Raw genomic sequence first — 15189 nt, forward strand, 5'->3', positions numbered from 1 at the left:
GCGGAGAGGAAGGCGTTGCGGGGCCGCTGCCGGCGGGCGCGCGCCCGCCGCCGCGGACGGCGCCGAGCGCGGCACCGGCGTGGTCGGGCCGCTGCGCTCAGGTCGGGGTCGGGATCGATGCGGCTCGGATGGCGATGGCTCGGATGAAGGCCGGCGGACGGATGCGGCGCGCAGGGATGCGGTACGGATGGATCCGGATCAGGCCGCCTCGGCCTCGATGCGGTCCAGCCCGCGCACCTCGTAGCGCGCCTGCAGCGACAGCAGGTACTGCTGCAGCTCGCGCTGGCGCACCTGCAGCTCCAGGTAATCGGAGATCTGCGTGCGCACCTGCTCGAAGTCCCGCGCCGCGCCCGGTTGCAGCGCGTCCACGCACACCACGTGGTAGCCCCAGCGCGATTCCACCGGGAACGCGGCCAGGCCCTGGCGCAGGCGGAACACCTGGCGGTCGAATTCCGGCGTGGTCTGGCCGCGCTGCAGCCAGCCCAGTTCGCCGCCCTGGTCCTTGGACGGGCAGTGCGAATGGCGCAGGGCAAAATCGGCGAACAGGTGCGGCTGCGTCTTCAGTTCGGCGATGAGCGTTTCCGCCTGCGTGCGCGCGTTGCAGCGCCCGTCGACGTCGTCGGCCGCCGCCGCCAGCAGGATGTGGCGCACGCGGATGCGGTCGGGCGCGCGGAAGCGCTGCGGATTCTGCTCGTAATAGCGGCGGCAGTCGTCGTCGGACGGCACCCGGTTCTCCACCTCGCGCTCCAGCAGCGCGCGGATGCCGGCTTCCTCGGCGCTCTCGCGCCCGACCGGTTCGGCTGCGGCCGCCAGCCCCAGGCGCGCGATCTCGCGCCGCAGCAGCTCGCGCACCACCAGCGCGCGTGCTGCGTCGGCCCGCGAGCGCTCCGGTGTCGCGGCGCGGTGGTGCTGCATTTCGCGGGCGATCTCGGCCTCGCTGATCGGGGTGTCGGCGACGAACAGCAGGCACGGCGCCGGTTGCCCGAGCGTGCGCGGACCGTCGGCGGGATCGCCATGATGGACGTGCGCCTCCTGCGGCACCGGCTGCGGCGAGTCGATGACCGTGATCGGCAGGATCCGCGTGCGTGGCTTGTCCTGGGTCATGGCTCAGGCCCTCGGACCGTAGCGCAGGGTTGCCGGGCGCTTGCGCACCACCTGGTAGGGGCGCCACAGGTAGCTGACCGGGATGCTCCAGATGTGCACCAGGCGCGTGAACGGCGCGACCAGGAACAAGGTCATGCCGAGGAACACGTGCGCCTGGTACACCCAGTGCACGCCGGTGATGAACTCGGCGGCGCCGGCGCGGAAGGTGACGATGTGCTGCGCCCATTCGCCCAGCCGGATCATCACGCTGCCGTCCATGTGCCCGGCGGAGACGGGGATGCTGACCAGCCCCAGCAGCAGCTGTGCCAGCAGCAGCAGCAGCACCAGGGTGTCGCCGAAGCTGCCGGTGGCGCGCACGCGCGGGTTGAACAATCGCCGCGCCAGCAGGATCGCCAGTCCGACCAGGCAGACGATGCCGAACACCCCGCCCACCACCATCGCCAGCAATTGCTTCTGCGGCGCAGTGATCACCAGCGTGTACACCGAGTGCGGCGTCAGCAGGCCGACCAGGTGGCCGGCGAGGACCGCGAGCACGCCGACATGGAACAGGTTGCTGCCCCAGCGCATGCCCTTGTCCGACAGCAGCTGGCTGGAGCCGGTGCGCCAGGTGTACATCGACTTGTCGAACCGCGCCCAGCTGCCGAGGAACAGCACCGCCAGCGCGATGTACGGGTAAAACTGGAACGCGAACTGATGGAGGTAATAGTTCATGGCTGCACCTGGCGGGTGGCGGAGCGGGCGGGCAGGGGGCCGGTCGGCGTGCAACTCTCGTCGGGCGCCTGGGTGTCGAAGCGCACGGCTTCCTCTTCCCACAGCCGGTCCATGGCCTCGGGGGTGTCGTCGCGCGGTTCCTCGCTGGCACGGCGGCGCAGCGCGCCTAGGTCCAGGCTGCCGGAGGCGGACTCGACCAGGATCTCGAACAGCACCGCGTACGGGCTGTGGCGTTCGGCCGCGCGCGCGGCCAGCAGGCCGACGATGTTGGCGATGTGCTGCAGCCAGTCGCGGGCTTCCTCCGGGGGGCGCCGGTCGAGGAATTCCAGCAGCAGCGGCAGGTAGTCGGGCAGTTCCTTGGCGGCGAGCTCGAAACCATGCTTCCGGTAGGCCGCGATCAGGTCGACCATCGCCTGGCCGCGGTCGCGCGACTCGCCGTGGATGTGCTCGAACAACAGCAGGCTCATCGCGCGGCCGCGGTCGAACAGGCCCAGCCAGGCGTCCTGCGCGAGCAGCGGGTCGGTGTCGAGCAGGCCGCGGGCGAAGGCGCCCAGGTCGGCCCGGCGCCGCGGCGACAGCGCCGGGTCGGCGGCGGCCGCCAGCAACTCCTCGCGATGCTCCCACAACTCGTCGTGCGGATAGTCCAGCAGCACGCCGATCAGCTTGAGCACGCTCATGGGATCGCCTCTTCCTTTTCCTGCCGGTTCGGGGGCACCGCGTAGGTCGTGGTCTTGCGCCCGCCGAACAGGTCCGCCGGGCTGTCGCCGCTGCAGCCGTTGCCGAAGCTGAAGCCGCAGCCGCCGCGCTCGCCGAAGGCGTCGTTGGCGTATTCGCGGTGCGCGGTGGGGATCACGAAGCGGTCCTCGTAGTTGGCGATCGCCAGGTAGCGGTACATGTCCTGCGCCTGGGCCACGGTGAGGCCGGCCTGCTTCAGCACCGCCAGGTCCTCGACGCCGTCGACGTTCAGCGCCCGGCGCCAGGCGCGCATCGCCATCAGCCGCTCCAGCGCGCGCACCACCGGAGCCTCGTCGCCGGCGGTCAGCAGGTTGGCCAGGTAGCGCACCGGGATCCGCAGCGAGGCGATGTCGGGCAGCTCGCCGTTCATGCCGATGCGGCCGCGCTCGGCGGCGGACTGGATCGGCGACAGCGGCGGCACGTACCACACCATCGGCAGGGTGCGGTATTCCGGGTGCAGCGGCAGCGCCAGCTTCCAGTCGATCGCCAGCTTGTACACCGGCGATGCCTTGGCCCCTTCCAGCCAGCTGTCGGGGATGCCTTCGGCGCGCGCGGCGGCGATCACCTCCGGGTCGAACGGATCCAGGAAGATGTCCAGGTGCGCCTGGTACAGGTCCTTTTCGGCCGGCACCGACGCGGCTTCCTGGATGCGGTCGGCGTCGTACAGCATCACGCCCAGGTAGCGGATGCGGCCGACGCAGGTTTCCGAGCACACCGTCGGCTCGCCCATCTCGATGCGCGGGTAGCAGAAGATGCACTTCTCGGATTTGCCCGACTTCCAGTTGTAGTAGATCTTCTTGTACGGGCAGGCCGACACGCACATGCGCCAGCCGCGGCACTTGTCCTGGTCGATCAGGACGATGCCGTCCTCCTCGCGCTTGTAGATCGCGCCGGACGGGCACGCCGATACGCACGCCGGGTTCAGGCAGTGCTCGCACAGGCGCGGCAGGTACATCATGAAGGTCTTCTCGAAGGCGCCGTAGATCTCCTTCTGGATGCCGTCGAAATTGCGGTCCTTGGCGCGCTTGGCGAACTCGGTGCCCAGGATCTCCTCCCAGTTCGGACCCCATTCGATCTTTTCCATGCGCTGGCCGCTGATCAGCGAGCGCGGGCGCGCGGTCGGCTGGTGCTTGCTGTCCGGGGCCTCGTGCAGGTGCTGGTACTCGAAGTCGAACGGCTCGTAGTAGTCGTCGATCTGCGGCAGGTCGGGGTTGGCGAAGATCTTGGCCAGTATCCGCCAGCGGCCGCCGGCACGCGGCACCAGCTTGCCGGTGCGGGTGCGCACCCAGCCGCCGTTCCACTTGTCCTGGTTCTCCCATTCCTTGGGATAGCCGATCCCGGGTTTGGTCTCGACGTTGTTGAACCAGGCGTATTCCACGCCCTCGCGCGAGGTCCAGACGTTCTTGCAGGTGATCGAGCAGGTATGGCAGCCGATGCACTTGTCCAGGTTGAGCACCATCGCGATCTGCGCACGGACTTTCATCACGCCACCTCCCTGGCGGCGACCGTCGCCGCGTCGCCATCCAGCCAGTCGATCCGGTCCATCTTGCGCACGATCACGAACTCGTCGCGGTTGGTGCCGCAGGTACCGTAGTAGTTGAAGCCGTAGGACAGCTGCGCGTAGCCGCCGATCATGTGCGTGGGCTTGACCAGCACCCGCGTCACCGAGTTGTGGATGCCGCCGCGGGTGCCGGTGATTTCCGAGCCGGGGATGTTGATGATGCGTTCCTGGGCGTGGTACATCATCGCCATCCCGGGCATCACCCGCTGGCTGACCACCGCGCGCGCGGTGATCGCGCCGTTGACGTTGAACAGCTCGATCCAGTCGTTGTCCTCGATCCCGGCTTCGCGCGCGTCGTCCTCGCTGAGCCACACGATCGGGCCGCCGCGCGAGAGCGTCTGCATGATCAGGTTGTCGCTGTAGGTGCTGTGGATGCCCCATTTCTGGTGCGGGGTGATCCAGTTCAGCACGATCTCCTTGTGGCCGTTGCCGCGCCGCTCCAGCAGCGGCTGTACGGTCTTGGTGTCCACCGGCGGGCGGTACTGCATGAAGCCCTCGCCGAAATCCACCATCCACTGGTGGTCCTGGTAGAACTGCTGGCGCCCGGTGAGCGTGCGCCACGGGATCAGCTCGTGGACGTTGGTGTAGCCGGCGTTGTAGCTGACATGCTCGTCCTCCAGCCCCGACCAGGTCGGCGAGGAGATGATCTTGCGCGGCTGCGCGACGATGTCGCGGAAGCGGATCGCCTCGTGCTCCTTGCCCCGGGCCAGGTGGGTGTGGTCGCGCCCGGTGAACTCGCCCAGCGCCTGCCAGGCCTTGACCGCGACGTGGCCGTTGGTTTCCGGCGCCAGCGACAGCACCACCTCGCAGGCGTCGATCGCCGACTCGATCTGCGGCCGGCCGTGGCTGACGCCGTCCTCGCGCACGGCGTGGTTGAGCTTGCCCAGGAACTCGACCTCGTCGCGGGTATCCCAGTTGATGCCCTTGCCGCCGTTGCCGAGCTTGTCCAGCAGCGGCCCCAGCGAAGTGAACTTGCGGTACAGGTTGGGATAGTCGCGCTCGACCACCGCGATCGAGGGCATGGTGCGGCCGGGAATCGGCTCGCACTCGCCCTTCTTCCAGTCGCGCACGTCCAGCGGCATCGCCAGCTCGCCGGGGGTGTCGTGCAGGGTCGGCACCAGCACCACGTCCTGCTCCACGCCGAGCACGCCCGGAGCCAGGTCGCTGACGCTGTGCGCGATGCCCTTGAAGATGTCCCAGTCGCTGCGCGATTCCCACGCCGGATCCACCGCCTTGGTCAGCGGATGGATGAACGGGTGCATGTCGGAAGTGTTGAGGTCGTTCTTCTCGTACCAGGTCGCGGTCGGCAGCACCACGTCCGAATACAGCGCGGTGGTGCACATGCGGAAGTCGAGCGTGACCAGCAGGTCGAGCTTGCCTTCCGGCGCATGGTCGCGCCACTTGATCTCCTCGGGCTTGAGCGCGCCCATCTCGCCCAGGTCCTTGCCCTGCAGGCCGTGGCGGGTGCCCAGCAGGTGCCGCAGCATGTACTCGTGGCCCTTGCCGGAGGAGCCGAGCAGGTTGGAGCGCCACACGAACAGCACCCGCGGGAAGTTCTGCGGCGCGTCCGGATCGGCGAAGGCGAAATCCAGCGCGCCGGACTTGAGCTGCCCGACCACATAGTCGGCCGGCGTCTGGCCGGCCTGCGCGGCCGCGCGCGCCACCTGCAGCGGGTTGCGGTCCAGCTGCGGCGCGCACGGCAGCCAGCCCATGCGCACCGCGCGCAGGTTGAGGTCGGCCAGGCTGCCGGAGTATTTCGCCGGATCGGCCAGCGGCGACAGCAGCTCGCGCACCTGCACCTTCTCGTAGCGCCACTGGTCGGAGTTGAAGTAGTAGTACGAGGTGCCGTTCATCTGCCGCGGCGGCCGGCTCCAGTCCAGCCCGAACGCCAGCGGCAGCCAGCCGGTCTGCGGGCGCAGCTTTTCCTGGCCGACGTAGTGCGCCCAGCCGCCGCCGGTCTGGCCGACGCAACCGCACATGACCAGCATGTTGATCAGGCCGCGGTAGTTCATGTCGTTGTGGAACCAGTGGTTCATGCCGGCGCCGACGATGATCATGCTGCGGCCGCGGGTCTTGTCGGCGGTGCGCGCGAACTCGCGCGCGATCTCGATCACGTCCGCGCGCGGCACGCCGGTGATGGTCTCCTGCCACGCCGGGGTGCCGGGGACGTTGTCGTCGAAGCTGGCGGCGACGTTGCCGCCGCCGAAACCGCGATCCACGCCGTACTGCGCCAGCAGCAGGTCGTACACCGTCGCCACCGCCCATTCCTGGCCGTCGGCCAGGGTGAGCTTGCGTACCGGTAGGTGGCGCTCGAGCACGTCCTGGAACGCCGACGCGGTCCAGCGGCCGTGTTCGATGCCGCCGAAGTAGGGGAAGCTGACCGCCTCGATGCCATCAAAGCCGTCCTTGAAGGACAGCAGCAGCCGCGTCGCGCGGCCGGCGCTGTCCTTCTGCTCGATGTTCCACTTGCCTTGCTCGCCCCAGCGGAAGCCGACCGACCCGCCGGGCACCACCAGCTCGCCGCTGCCCTCGTCGTAGGCCAGGGTCTTCCATTCCGGGTTGTTGGCCTCGCCCAGCCCGCCCAGGTCGCTGGCGCGCAGGAACCGCCCCGGCACCAGGCGGCCGTCGGCGCGCCGCTCCAGCCGCACCAGCATCGGCATGTCCGAGTACTGCCGGCAGTAGTCGGTGAAGTACGGCGACGGGTTGTCGACGTGGAATTCCTTCAGGATCACGTGGCCGAAGGCGAACGCCAGCGCCGCGTCGGTGCCCTGCTTGGGATGCAGCCAGTGGTCGGTGAGCTTGGCCAGCTCCGAGTAGTCCGGGCAGATCGACACGGTCTTGGTGCCGTTGTAGCGCGCCTCGGTGAAGAAGTGCGCGTCGGGCGTGCGCGTCTGCGGGACGTTGGAGCCCCAGGCGATGATGTAGCGGCTGTTGTACCAGTCGGCCGACTCGGGCACGTCGGTCTGCTCGCCCCACACCTGCGGGCTGGAGGGCGGCAGGTCGCAGTACCAGTCGTAGAACGACAGGCAGGCGCCGCCCAGCAGCGACAGGTAGCGCGCGCCGGCGGCGTAGGAAATCATCGACATCGCCGGGATCGGCGAAAAGCCGACCACGCGGTCCGGACCGTACTGCCTGACCGTGTACAGGTTGGACGCGGCAACGATCTCGTTGGCCTCGTCCCAGCGCACGCGGGCGAAGCCGCCCATGCCGCGCCTGGATTTGTATTCCTTCGCCTTGTCCGGGTCTTCGACGATGCTGGCCCAGGCGTCCACCGGCTCCATCGTCTTGCGCGCTTCGCGCCACATCCGCAGCAGCGCGCCGCGCACCAGCGGGTACTTCAGGCGGTTGGCGCTGTACAGGTACCAGGAATAGCTGGCGCCGCGCGGGCAGCCGCGCGGCTCGTGGTTGGGCAGGTCCGGGCGCGTGCGCGGATAGTCGGTCTGCTGGGTTTCCCAGGTCACCAGGCCGTTCTTGACGTAGATCTTCCAGCTGCACGAGCCGGTGCAGTTCACGCCGTGGGTGGAGCGCACGATCTTGTCGTACTGCCAGCGCGCGCGGTAGCTGTTTTCCCAGTCGCGGTTGTCGTCCTTGGTGATGCCGTGGCCGTCGGCGAAGGGTTCCGGATGGCGCTTGAAGAACTGCAACCGGTCGAGGAAATAGCTCATGGATCAACCCTCCTGGAAGACGTATGCGGCGTTCGTGTCGCGGGCGATCTGCAGCGGCATCAGCTCGGCGCTTCCGCGCCGCGCCGGTAGTACCACCACCAGGTGACCGCCAGGCAGCTGAGGTAGAAGACGATGAAGCCGTACAGCGCCGCCTGCGGGCCGCCGGTCACCGCGATCGAGGAGCCGTAGCTCTTGGGAATGAAGAAGCCGCCGTAAGCGCCGATCGCCGAACTGAAGCCGATCACCGCCGCCGATTCGATCCCGGCCTGGCGCTGCGCCGCGGCCTTGCCGGCGGCGTCCAGGCCCGCCGACAGGCGCTCGTGCAGGGTGCGGAAGATCACCGGGATCATGCGGAAGGTCGACGCGTTGCCGATGCCGGTCAGCACGAACAGGCCCATGAAGCAGGCGAGGAAACCGGGGAAGTGGCCGCCGACGCCGTCGCGCGGCAGGAAATGCAGCACGCCGAACACGCCGGCGATCATCAGCGTGAACACCCAGAAGGTCAGCGCCGCGCCGCCGAGCCGGTCGGCCAGCCAGCCGCCGACCGAGCGCATCAGCGCTCCCACCAGCGGCCCCAGGAAGGCATAGGTCATGGGCTCGACCTCCGGGAACTGGGTCCCGATCAGCATCGGGAATCCTGCCGAAAACCCGATGAAGGAGCCGAACGTACCCGTGTACAGCCAGCACATCAACCAGTTGTGCTTGCGCTGGAAGATCACCGCCTGCTCGGCCAGGCTGGAGCGCGCGCTGGCCAGGTCGTTCATGCCGAACCAGGCCACGAGCGCGCACACCAGCAGGAACGGCAGCCAGACGAAGCCGGCGTTCTGCAGGTACAGCGGGCCGTCGGCGCCGGCCTGCGGCGGGCCGGCGAAGGCGCCGAACACGCCGGCGGTGATCGCCAGCGGGATCACGAACTGGGTCAGCGACACGCCGAGGTTGCCCAGCCCCGCGTTCATTCCCAGCGCGTAGCCCTGGCGCGCCTTGGGATAGAAGAAGGAGATGTTGGCCATCGAGGAGGCGAAGTTGCCGCCGCCCAGGCCGCAGAGGATGGCGATGGCGACGAACTGCCAGAACGGCGTCGTCGGGTCCTGCACCGCGATCCCCAGCCAGGCCGCCGGGATCATCAGCAGCGCGGTGGCGATCGCGGTCCAGCGGCGGCCGCCGAACAGCGGCACCATGAACGAATAGAAGATGCGCAAGGTCGCGCCGGACAGCGCCGGCAACGCGGTCAGCCAGAACAGTTGGTCGGTGCTGAAGGCGAAGCCGATCTTCGGCAGGCTCACCGCCACCGCCGAGAACATCATCCAGACCGCGAACGCCAGCACCAGGTTGGGAATGGAGATGGCCAGGTTGCGGCCGGCGACGCGCTTGCCGGTGGCGGCCCAGAACGCCGGATCTTCCGGCTGCCAGGTGCGCAGGACCGTGCCGGGGCGGGGCCGATGATCGGCGGCGCGTGCGTTCATGACGGTCTCGTGGGGTCGCGAAATCCGGTCTTGTCGCCAGTGGCAACGCGTTTTCGCGCGGCCACCGGGCTCGAGGCGGCGCAAGTCTAGGGGCGCAATCTCCCCCCCGTCTTGATGCCGGTCAAGGGCGCAAATTGCGACCATTTCGGTACGTTTTAGCGGCCGATCACCACGATCGACCGCAATGCGCTCCCGTGCGCGCCGGTACGCCGGGAGCCGACGACGTCAGCGCGTCATGGCGCCTCGACGGCGGCGTCGGCCTGCGCCGCCAGCAGCACGCCGTCGGCACCCAGTCCGTACACCGCCACCATTGCACCGGCCGGCAACTCGGCCGCGTCCTCGGCCAGCACCGCCCAGGCGTTGGCGGCCAGCAGCGGCTGGATGCGGAAGGATTCCTGCCCGGCCAGCAGTTGCACCTGCGCGCGCCCGTCGTCGGCCAGCGCGACCCGCGCCTTCTGGAAAAAGCGCAGCCCTGGCTTCTTGCGCGCCGGCGCCGCCAGCGGCAATTGCAGCGCGCATTCGGGCGCCTGCCCGAGCAACGCGCGCAACGCCGGTTCGACGAAAAAGCGCAGGCCCACCGCGCTGGACACCGGATTGCCGGGCAGGCCGAAGTACAGCTGCCCGCCGCGCAGGCGCGCGAACAGCAGCGGCTTGCCGGGGCGGATCGCGACCTTGTGGAACACCAGTTCCGCGCCCAGCCCGCGCAGCGCGTCGGGGACGAAATCGTAGCGTCCCATCGACACCGCGCCGGTGCTCAGCAGCACCTGCGCGCCGGCGGCGAGCGCGCGCTGCAGCGCTTCGACGAATGCCTGCGGATCGTCGGCCACGGTTTCGCGATGGACCACGGCGGCGCCGGCCTCGGCCAGGCGGTCGCCGAGGTAAGGGCCGTTGCTGTTGCGGATCTGCCCGGGCGCCAGCGGCTGCCGCGGATCGTCGACCAGCTCGCGGCCGGTACTCAGCAGCGCCACCGGCACCTGCGGCCGCACCGCGACCTCGGCCACGCCGAGCGCGGCCAGCAGCATCCGCGCTGCCGGCACGAGCCGCGTGCCGGCGCGCAGCACGGTCTGCCCGCGCGCGACGTCCTGGCCGCGACGGCGCACGTGCGCGCCGGGCACCACCGCCGCCTGCAGCCGGATCCGGCACGGGCGGCCGTCGCCGTCGCGCGCCAGCACCGCGACCTGTTCCACCGGCACCACCGCGTCCAGTCCGGCCGGCAGCGAGGCGCCGGTCATGATCTCGCAGGCGGCGCCGACCACGGCCTGCGCGTCGCCGTCGCCGGCGGCCTGCGAGCCGGCCACGACGAACTCGTTGCCCGCCGCCAGTTCGGCGCCGCCCGTAGCCAGCGCAAACCCGTCCATCGCGGTGTTGTCGAACGGCGGCAGGTCGGCGGCGCTGACCACGTCCTGCGCCAGCACCCGCGCCAGCGCGATGGAGGTCGCCACCGTTTCCGCCGGCAGCGGCGAGCAGGCGGCCAGGATGCGGGCGAGGGCGTCGTCGTAAGCGATCATGCGGGGAGCCTGTGGATGGTCATCGCGTCGCATCATCCTCCGATCGACGCCAGGTGCCGGGTCAATCCGGTGCGGCCCTCGTGCAGGCCGTGGCCGGCCTGCTTCAGGCCGAGTTGCGCGTGCAGCGTGGCGGTGAGCTCGTCCAGGCTCGCATCGGACTGCAGCAGCGGCCGCAGCGGAATGCCGAAGTCGCCGAACAGGCACAGCCGCAGGTCCCCGTGCGCGGTCACCCGCAGGCGGTTGCAGCCGGCGCAGAAGTCGCGCGAGTAGGGCGCGATGATGCCGATGCGGCCGCGGAAGCCGGGGTGCGCGTATTCGCGCGCCGGGCCGGCGGTGGCCGCGCGCGGCAGCAGTTGCCAGCCCTGGCCCTGCAGCGACTGCTCCAGCGCCTCGGCTCGGACGTGATGGCGGCGGAAGTAGTCGCGGTTGTCGCCGGTCTGCATCAGCTCGATGAAGCGCACGGTGAGGTTGCGCGTGCGCAGGTAATCCAGCCACGCCGGCAACTCGTCGTCGTTGAGCCCGCGCAGCAGCACCGCGTTGAGCTTGAGCGTGGGCAGGTCGCTGGCCAGCGCCAGCTCGATCCCGGCGCGGACCTCGGCGCCGCGGTCGCGGCCGGTGATGGCGTGGAAGCGCGCGTCGTCGAGGCTGTCGAGGCTGACATTGAGCGCCGACAGCCCCGCCGCGCGCCACTGCGCAAAGCGCCGCCGCAGCAGGATGCCGTTGCTGGTCATGGCCACGGTCTGGATCCCGGGCGTGGCCACGGCGTCGGCGATGATCTCGGCCAGGTCCGTGCGCAGGCTCGGCTCGCCGCCGGTCAGGCGCAGCTTGCGCAGCCCGACCGCGGCAAACCCGCGCAGCAGCCGCGCGATCTCCTCGCGGCCCAGCCAGCGCGGCGTGCCGGCCGCGGCGTGGTAGCCGTCGGGCAGGCAATAGCTGCAGCGGAAGTTGCAGGCCTCCAGCAGCGACAGCCGCAGGTACGGAAAGCTCCGGCCATGCCGGTCGGTGAGCGCGGCCATGTTGTCACTCCTTTCCAGCGGGAGGCGGCCGCGTTTCCGCGACCACCCTCGGCCTTGCGGCCTCGGTCGGTGGGCCGTCTTCCCGCAGGAACCCAGGCCCGCCGACTCGGAGTTGCGGCGCGGAGGGATCCGCGCCGCGGCGCCATTCTTGACGCAGCGCTGCCGCGGAACCTTGAGTTGGATCAAGAATGCGCCGCGGCCGCCGCCGCCGCCGCGGCGCACGGCCGCCACGGCGCCTGCACGCCGCCTCAGCCGTCCAGCCGCCGCAGCGTCGCCGGATCGCGGCGGCCGTCGAAATAGCGCGCCAGCACGCGCTCGAACACCGACCCGGCCGGCGCCACGGCGGCGAACAAGGTGGCGCAGGATTGCAGTTTCCGGTCGTCGGGCGTGCCCAGCAGCTCCCGCGCCGACACCCCGCGCAGCGCCAGCACCGCCTCGCAGCACGCCAGCAGCCGCGGCCCCAGCACCGGGTGGGCGAGGTAGGCCGCGGCCTCGGCGCGACTGCCGATCGCGTAGCGCTGCGCCATCGCGCTGCTCCCCAGCCCCGCGAGCTGCGGAAACACGAACCACATCCAGTGCGTGCGCTTGCGGCCGGCGCGCAGCTCCGCCAGCGCGTCGGCCCAGGTGTCCTCCTGCGCCTGCAGGAAACGCCGCAGGTCGTGCGGGTCGTCCGCGTCGGCGCGGGCCGGGGGCGCGTCGTCGTCCAGGGCGGCCACTCGGCGCTCGCTAGGCCGGCCCCGGCACGTTGATGCGATCGCCGGCCGTGGTGGGGGACGAGACCACCAGGAAAACGACATCCGCGTCCGAGTAGTTGACGAGCCGATGGAGGGTATTGGGCGGCACGTGCAGCCCCTGGTTCGGGCCGAACGTCACCTTCTCGTCCCCGAACTCCATGGTGGCGGTGCCGGAGAGCACGTAAAAGAACTGGCGTGCCCGCACGTGGAAGTGCGGGGCCTCCCCGCCGCGTGGCGGAACGCGCTCCTGGATGACGCTGAGCGCCGGGTCGTCGAGCAAGCGCCAGCCGTCGCACACGCCACCCCACGTGTAGTGCTCTGCCGTGGAGATATCCGAGATGCCTTGCGCCATAAGCCGGCCCACCGTCGAATCGAGCCTCGCCATGCCGTGGCGCCGGATCCAGCGCGTGGTCAGTCCACCAGCCTGGAGAGTACGTAACTCTCGCCGTCGGCAGCGATCACCCGGACGGGATGGTTGCTGGCCCGAGCCACGAGCTCCGCGGCCGACAGGCTGCTCGCCGCGAGGTCGACGGTCGAGTGGGGCAGCCCCGCGGTCGCGATCGCCCCGCGCTTGTGCGGCTCTGCGATGATCTGCTTGTTGGTGATGTTCACCCGGCCGGCCATGAGCAAGCGCATGTCCTGGACGAGATAGGCCGCCAGCGCATCATCCGCGATGTCGCTACCCGGAATATCCAGACGAAAATCCTGCCCCGACAGGCTGCCGCCGTTGGTGAAGTGAGCGACGAAATCGAATTTCACCCGATATGCGGTCATGGTTGTCTGACTATGATCGTTCAGCCTGGATCACGCCGCGTCGTGAAGCGGACTCGGCTTGAATGACGCGTTAGCGCTCACCCGTGATTTCTCTCGTCGGTTTCCCGTTGGGGTCCAGGAACACAATCCGAGCCTCCCCAGCGGGCGTAACACGAAGTTCAAGCCGGGGTTTCCCTTCTCCATCAAGTAATTGCAGGGTGGAGTTCTGGCTCGGCCCCTTGCCCAGAAACAAACGCTTTGTGATTGCGTGATTCCCTGCCGCGCTCTCTGCCTTGTCCTTGGCTGAAAACACCGGACGCTCCAGGCCATCAGCAACGTCATTGAAGGTGAGCCCCGCAAAGTGCGTCCCATCATCATCGACGCCAAGCAACTGCATCTGTTGATCTTGCTGGTAACGGTCGAATGTCAGACTCAATCCACTGGAAGGTTTCCCATTGCTCGCAAGCCTTCCGTTGTAAATCAGGCCGCCTTGTTCGGTTCCTTCGTCATTGAAGAACAGAAATCCTGCCACATCCCGCGGGTGCTTGACCTCCTTGTTCTTGATGAACGCACCGGGGAAAGACGACTTGTTCGAGATGGTCAGACGCAGAGTCCCGTCAGGCTCCCTGATGTTGATGCGCTGCACATCGATGCTCGCGAATGTTGCATTGCCAGGAATCAACGTTGCGCCGATAAGTAGAGCTGAACACATGCACAGCAATATGGAACCGACCAGTACCTTGAGGCGATTGTGTGATTTCCGCAAACGAGACAGTTCGACTTCAAGGTCTTGCATGTGCGTGTGATTCCTGTGGTTAGACATGGATTAGATATGGGCGTCTACTGAGCCGAAGAAAGTTCCGCTTCGGCTTGAATGAATTGTCAGACCCTTGGCTATTTACTGAGCGAGGATCTTGGCCTTTTCGCGGTCAAACTCATCTTGCGTAAGGGCGCCAGAGTCAAGCAGACCCTTAAGGCGCTCAAGCTGGATGTATTTGTCACCGGAGCCTGGAGTGGGTGCACTCTGAGATGCGGAGCCGGCCTGACCAACACATCGGAACCGCAGCGTGGCCTCAGGAAAACCACCGAGCGGCCTTGCGCGCTTAGACGTCATTGAGATGGTCTGCATCACGAGAGACTTGGACTGACAGAACTGAGACGCTTCCTCGTAGGCCTTCTTTTGAAGAGAGCTTGAGGAAACAAATCCGGTCTTTCCCGTGCGCATGATCAAGTAGGAATCAGGCCCGTCAGGGATGACGCCCGTATTTCCGGCAAAAGCTGCTGGGCAAAGAAGAACCAACGCAAGAGCAATTGCGCGTTTCATGGGGGGCCTCCTTTTTGACTGAGGAAAGTCTAACGCCTGAATTAGAATGAGCCGCAAAACGCCTTCGGTTTGAATGAATTGTCAGGCATCTGACCGATACCGTCTCAGCAACAAGCCGTCCTTGGTTAGCAGGCGCCTGTTCGTGATGATCTCCTGTTCCATCGCGGCTAATGCGTCGCCGTAAGCACCAGAAAGCTGTAATAGCTCTTTCTCTGACGACGGTATCCCGGATTCAATTCTATGGATCAACTCATTCACGCGACTGTTCCAGCGGAAGACGCGCTGATGTGTCGAGGACAACTTAGGGAAGTAGAGCCGCACCAGCATTACGATTCTCTTGTGGAGATCGAGTGCTTGGCGTTTCACGGACGAGCCGACGGGCTTCTGGATACGATGCATCCCGCTTGCTGCATAAGGTAGGACTTCCTCAGCCCGCTTCACGTTGTGTGCAGACACCTCATTGAGCGCTAGGTAAAGCTCCTCAAGCTTTTTCGTGAGGAGGTCTGTTCTAGCACGCCTCCCAAGGATCCACTGCGTTAACAATGCGACGGTAACCGCGACCAAGGCCGCGAGTGCTGCCGTGAGGATTGCCACAGCACCTTGCGGGGCTGATCC

At 68.0% G+C, this 15189-nt stretch carries 14 protein-coding genes and 1 riboswitch; all 14 genes read right to left on the reverse strand.

What is annotated here, in order from left to right; all coding sequences use genetic code 11:
- Nucleotides 1-198: 198 nt before the first annotated feature.
- A complete protein-coding gene (locus D0Y53_RS06435; RefSeq protein ID WP_117202394.1) occupies nucleotides 199-1104 on the reverse strand; it encodes a peptidylprolyl isomerase in 906 nt (301 codons plus the stop codon).
- Nucleotides 1105-1107: 3 nt separating this feature from the next.
- Nucleotides 1108-1815 (reverse strand): respiratory nitrate reductase subunit gamma, encoded by a 708-nt coding sequence (gene narI / locus D0Y53_RS06440; RefSeq protein WP_117202395.1) that lies wholly within the window; start codon nucleotides 1813-1815, stop codon nucleotides 1108-1110.
- Nucleotides 1812-2492 (reverse strand): nitrate reductase molybdenum cofactor assembly chaperone, encoded by a 681-nt coding sequence (gene narJ, locus D0Y53_RS06445; protein ID WP_117202396.1) that lies wholly within the window; start codon nucleotides 2490-2492, stop codon nucleotides 1812-1814. The genes narI and narJ overlap by 4 nt, the downstream gene beginning before the upstream one ends.
- Complete coding sequence (gene narH / locus D0Y53_RS06450) at nucleotides 2489-4033, reverse strand: nitrate reductase subunit beta (RefSeq protein ID WP_117202533.1); 1545 nt, start codon at nucleotides 4031-4033, stop codon at nucleotides 2489-2491. Before narH ends, narJ begins: the two co-directional genes overlap by 4 nt.
- Nucleotides 4033-7776 (reverse strand): nitrate reductase subunit alpha, encoded by a 3744-nt coding sequence (locus D0Y53_RS06455; protein WP_117202397.1) that lies wholly within the window; start codon nucleotides 7774-7776, stop codon nucleotides 4033-4035. Before D0Y53_RS06455 ends, narH begins: the two co-directional genes overlap by 1 nt.
- A 59-nt stretch (nucleotides 7777-7835) precedes the next feature.
- Nucleotides 7836-9239 (reverse strand): NarK family nitrate/nitrite MFS transporter, encoded by a 1404-nt coding sequence (locus D0Y53_RS06460; RefSeq protein ID WP_117202398.1) that lies wholly within the window; start codon nucleotides 9237-9239, stop codon nucleotides 7836-7838.
- Nucleotides 9240-9472: 233 nt separating this feature from the next.
- Nucleotides 9473-10747, reverse strand: a complete 1275-nt coding sequence (locus tag D0Y53_RS06465; RefSeq protein ID WP_117202399.1) for a molybdopterin molybdotransferase MoeA — start codon at nucleotides 10745-10747, stop codon at nucleotides 9473-9475.
- Nucleotides 10748-10779: 32 nt separating this feature from the next.
- On the reverse strand, nucleotides 10780-11763 hold the full coding sequence (gene moaA / locus D0Y53_RS06470; protein WP_117202534.1) for a GTP 3',8-cyclase MoaA: 984 nt from the start codon (nucleotides 11761-11763) through the stop codon (nucleotides 10780-10782).
- A riboswitch (molybdenum cofactor riboswitch) is annotated at nucleotides 11755-11887 on the reverse strand. (Overlaps the previous gene by 9 nt.)
- A gap of 124 nt (nucleotides 11888-12011) precedes the next feature.
- Nucleotides 12012-12479, reverse strand: coding sequence for a DUF1810 domain-containing protein (locus tag D0Y53_RS06475; RefSeq protein WP_199492010.1), 468 nt, complete (start codon nucleotides 12477-12479; stop codon nucleotides 12012-12014).
- Between the two features lie 10 nt (nucleotides 12480-12489).
- Complete coding sequence (locus D0Y53_RS06480) at nucleotides 12490-12882, reverse strand: cupin domain-containing protein (protein ID WP_233511684.1); 393 nt, start codon at nucleotides 12880-12882, stop codon at nucleotides 12490-12492.
- Nucleotides 12883-12908: 26 nt separating this feature from the next.
- Nucleotides 12909-13271: a hypothetical protein gene (locus tag D0Y53_RS12955; protein WP_199492011.1), complete on the reverse strand. Its 363-nt coding sequence runs from the start codon at nucleotides 13269-13271 to the stop codon at nucleotides 12909-12911.
- A gap of 70 nt (nucleotides 13272-13341) precedes the next feature.
- Entirely contained in the window at nucleotides 13342-14046 is a 705-nt protein-coding gene (locus D0Y53_RS12605; RefSeq protein ID WP_147319016.1) for a hypothetical protein, read from the reverse strand.
- Nucleotides 14047-14148: 102 nt separating this feature from the next.
- Complete coding sequence (locus D0Y53_RS06490; RefSeq protein WP_117202401.1) at nucleotides 14149-14574, reverse strand: SHOCT domain-containing protein; 426 nt, start codon at nucleotides 14572-14574, stop codon at nucleotides 14149-14151.
- A gap of 81 nt (nucleotides 14575-14655) precedes the next feature.
- The gene (locus D0Y53_RS12610; protein ID WP_147319017.1) at nucleotides 14656-15168 is read right to left on the reverse strand and encodes a hypothetical protein; all 513 of its coding nucleotides are present in this window, start codon (nucleotides 15166-15168) and stop codon (nucleotides 14656-14658) included.
- Nucleotides 15169-15189 lie beyond the last annotated feature (21 nt).

This window comes from Cognatiluteimonas weifangensis (genome assembly GCF_003416885.1).
Lineage (GTDB): Bacteria > Pseudomonadota > Gammaproteobacteria > Xanthomonadales > Xanthomonadaceae > Cognatiluteimonas > Cognatiluteimonas weifangensis.

What these genes read in the sequence shown, in the direction of transcription:
- D0Y53_RS06435 (WP_117202394.1), bottom strand. Translation starts at nt 1,104, where the DNA reads ATGACCCAGGACAAGCCACGCACGCGGATCCTGCCGATCACGGTCATC.
- narI (WP_117202395.1), bottom strand. Translation starts at nt 1,815, where the DNA reads ATGAACTATTACCTCCATCAGTTCGCGTTCCAGTTTTACCCGTACATC.
- narJ (WP_117202396.1), bottom strand. Translation starts at nt 2,492, where the DNA reads ATGAGCGTGCTCAAGCTGATCGGCGTGCTGCTGGACTATCCGCACGAC.
- narH (WP_117202533.1), bottom strand. Translation starts at nt 4,033, where the DNA reads ATGAAAGTCCGTGCGCAGATCGCGATGGTGCTCAACCTGGACAAGTGC.
- D0Y53_RS06455 (WP_117202397.1), bottom strand. Translation starts at nt 7,776, where the DNA reads ATGAGCTATTTCCTCGACCGGTTGCAGTTCTTCAAGCGCCATCCGGAA.
- D0Y53_RS06460 (WP_117202398.1), bottom strand. Translation starts at nt 9,239, where the DNA reads ATGAACGCACGCGCCGCCGATCATCGGCCCCGCCCCGGCACGGTCCTG.
- D0Y53_RS06465 (WP_117202399.1), bottom strand. Translation starts at nt 10,747, where the DNA reads ATGATCGCTTACGACGACGCCCTCGCCCGCATCCTGGCCGCCTGCTCG.
- moaA (WP_117202534.1), bottom strand. Translation starts at nt 11,763, where the DNA reads ATGGCCGCGCTCACCGACCGGCATGGCCGGAGCTTTCCGTACCTGCGG.
- D0Y53_RS06480 (WP_233511684.1), bottom strand. Translation starts at nt 12,882, where the DNA reads ATGGCGAGGCTCGATTCGACGGTGGGCCGGCTTATGGCGCAAGGCATC.
- D0Y53_RS12955 (WP_199492011.1), bottom strand. Translation starts at nt 13,271, where the DNA reads ATGACCGCATATCGGGTGAAATTCGATTTCGTCGCTCACTTCACCAAC.
- D0Y53_RS12605 (WP_147319016.1), bottom strand. Translation starts at nt 14,046, where the DNA reads ATGCAAGACCTTGAAGTCGAACTGTCTCGTTTGCGGAAATCACACAAT.
- D0Y53_RS06490 (WP_117202401.1), bottom strand. Translation starts at nt 14,574, where the DNA reads ATGAAACGCGCAATTGCTCTTGCGTTGGTTCTTCTTTGCCCAGCAGCT.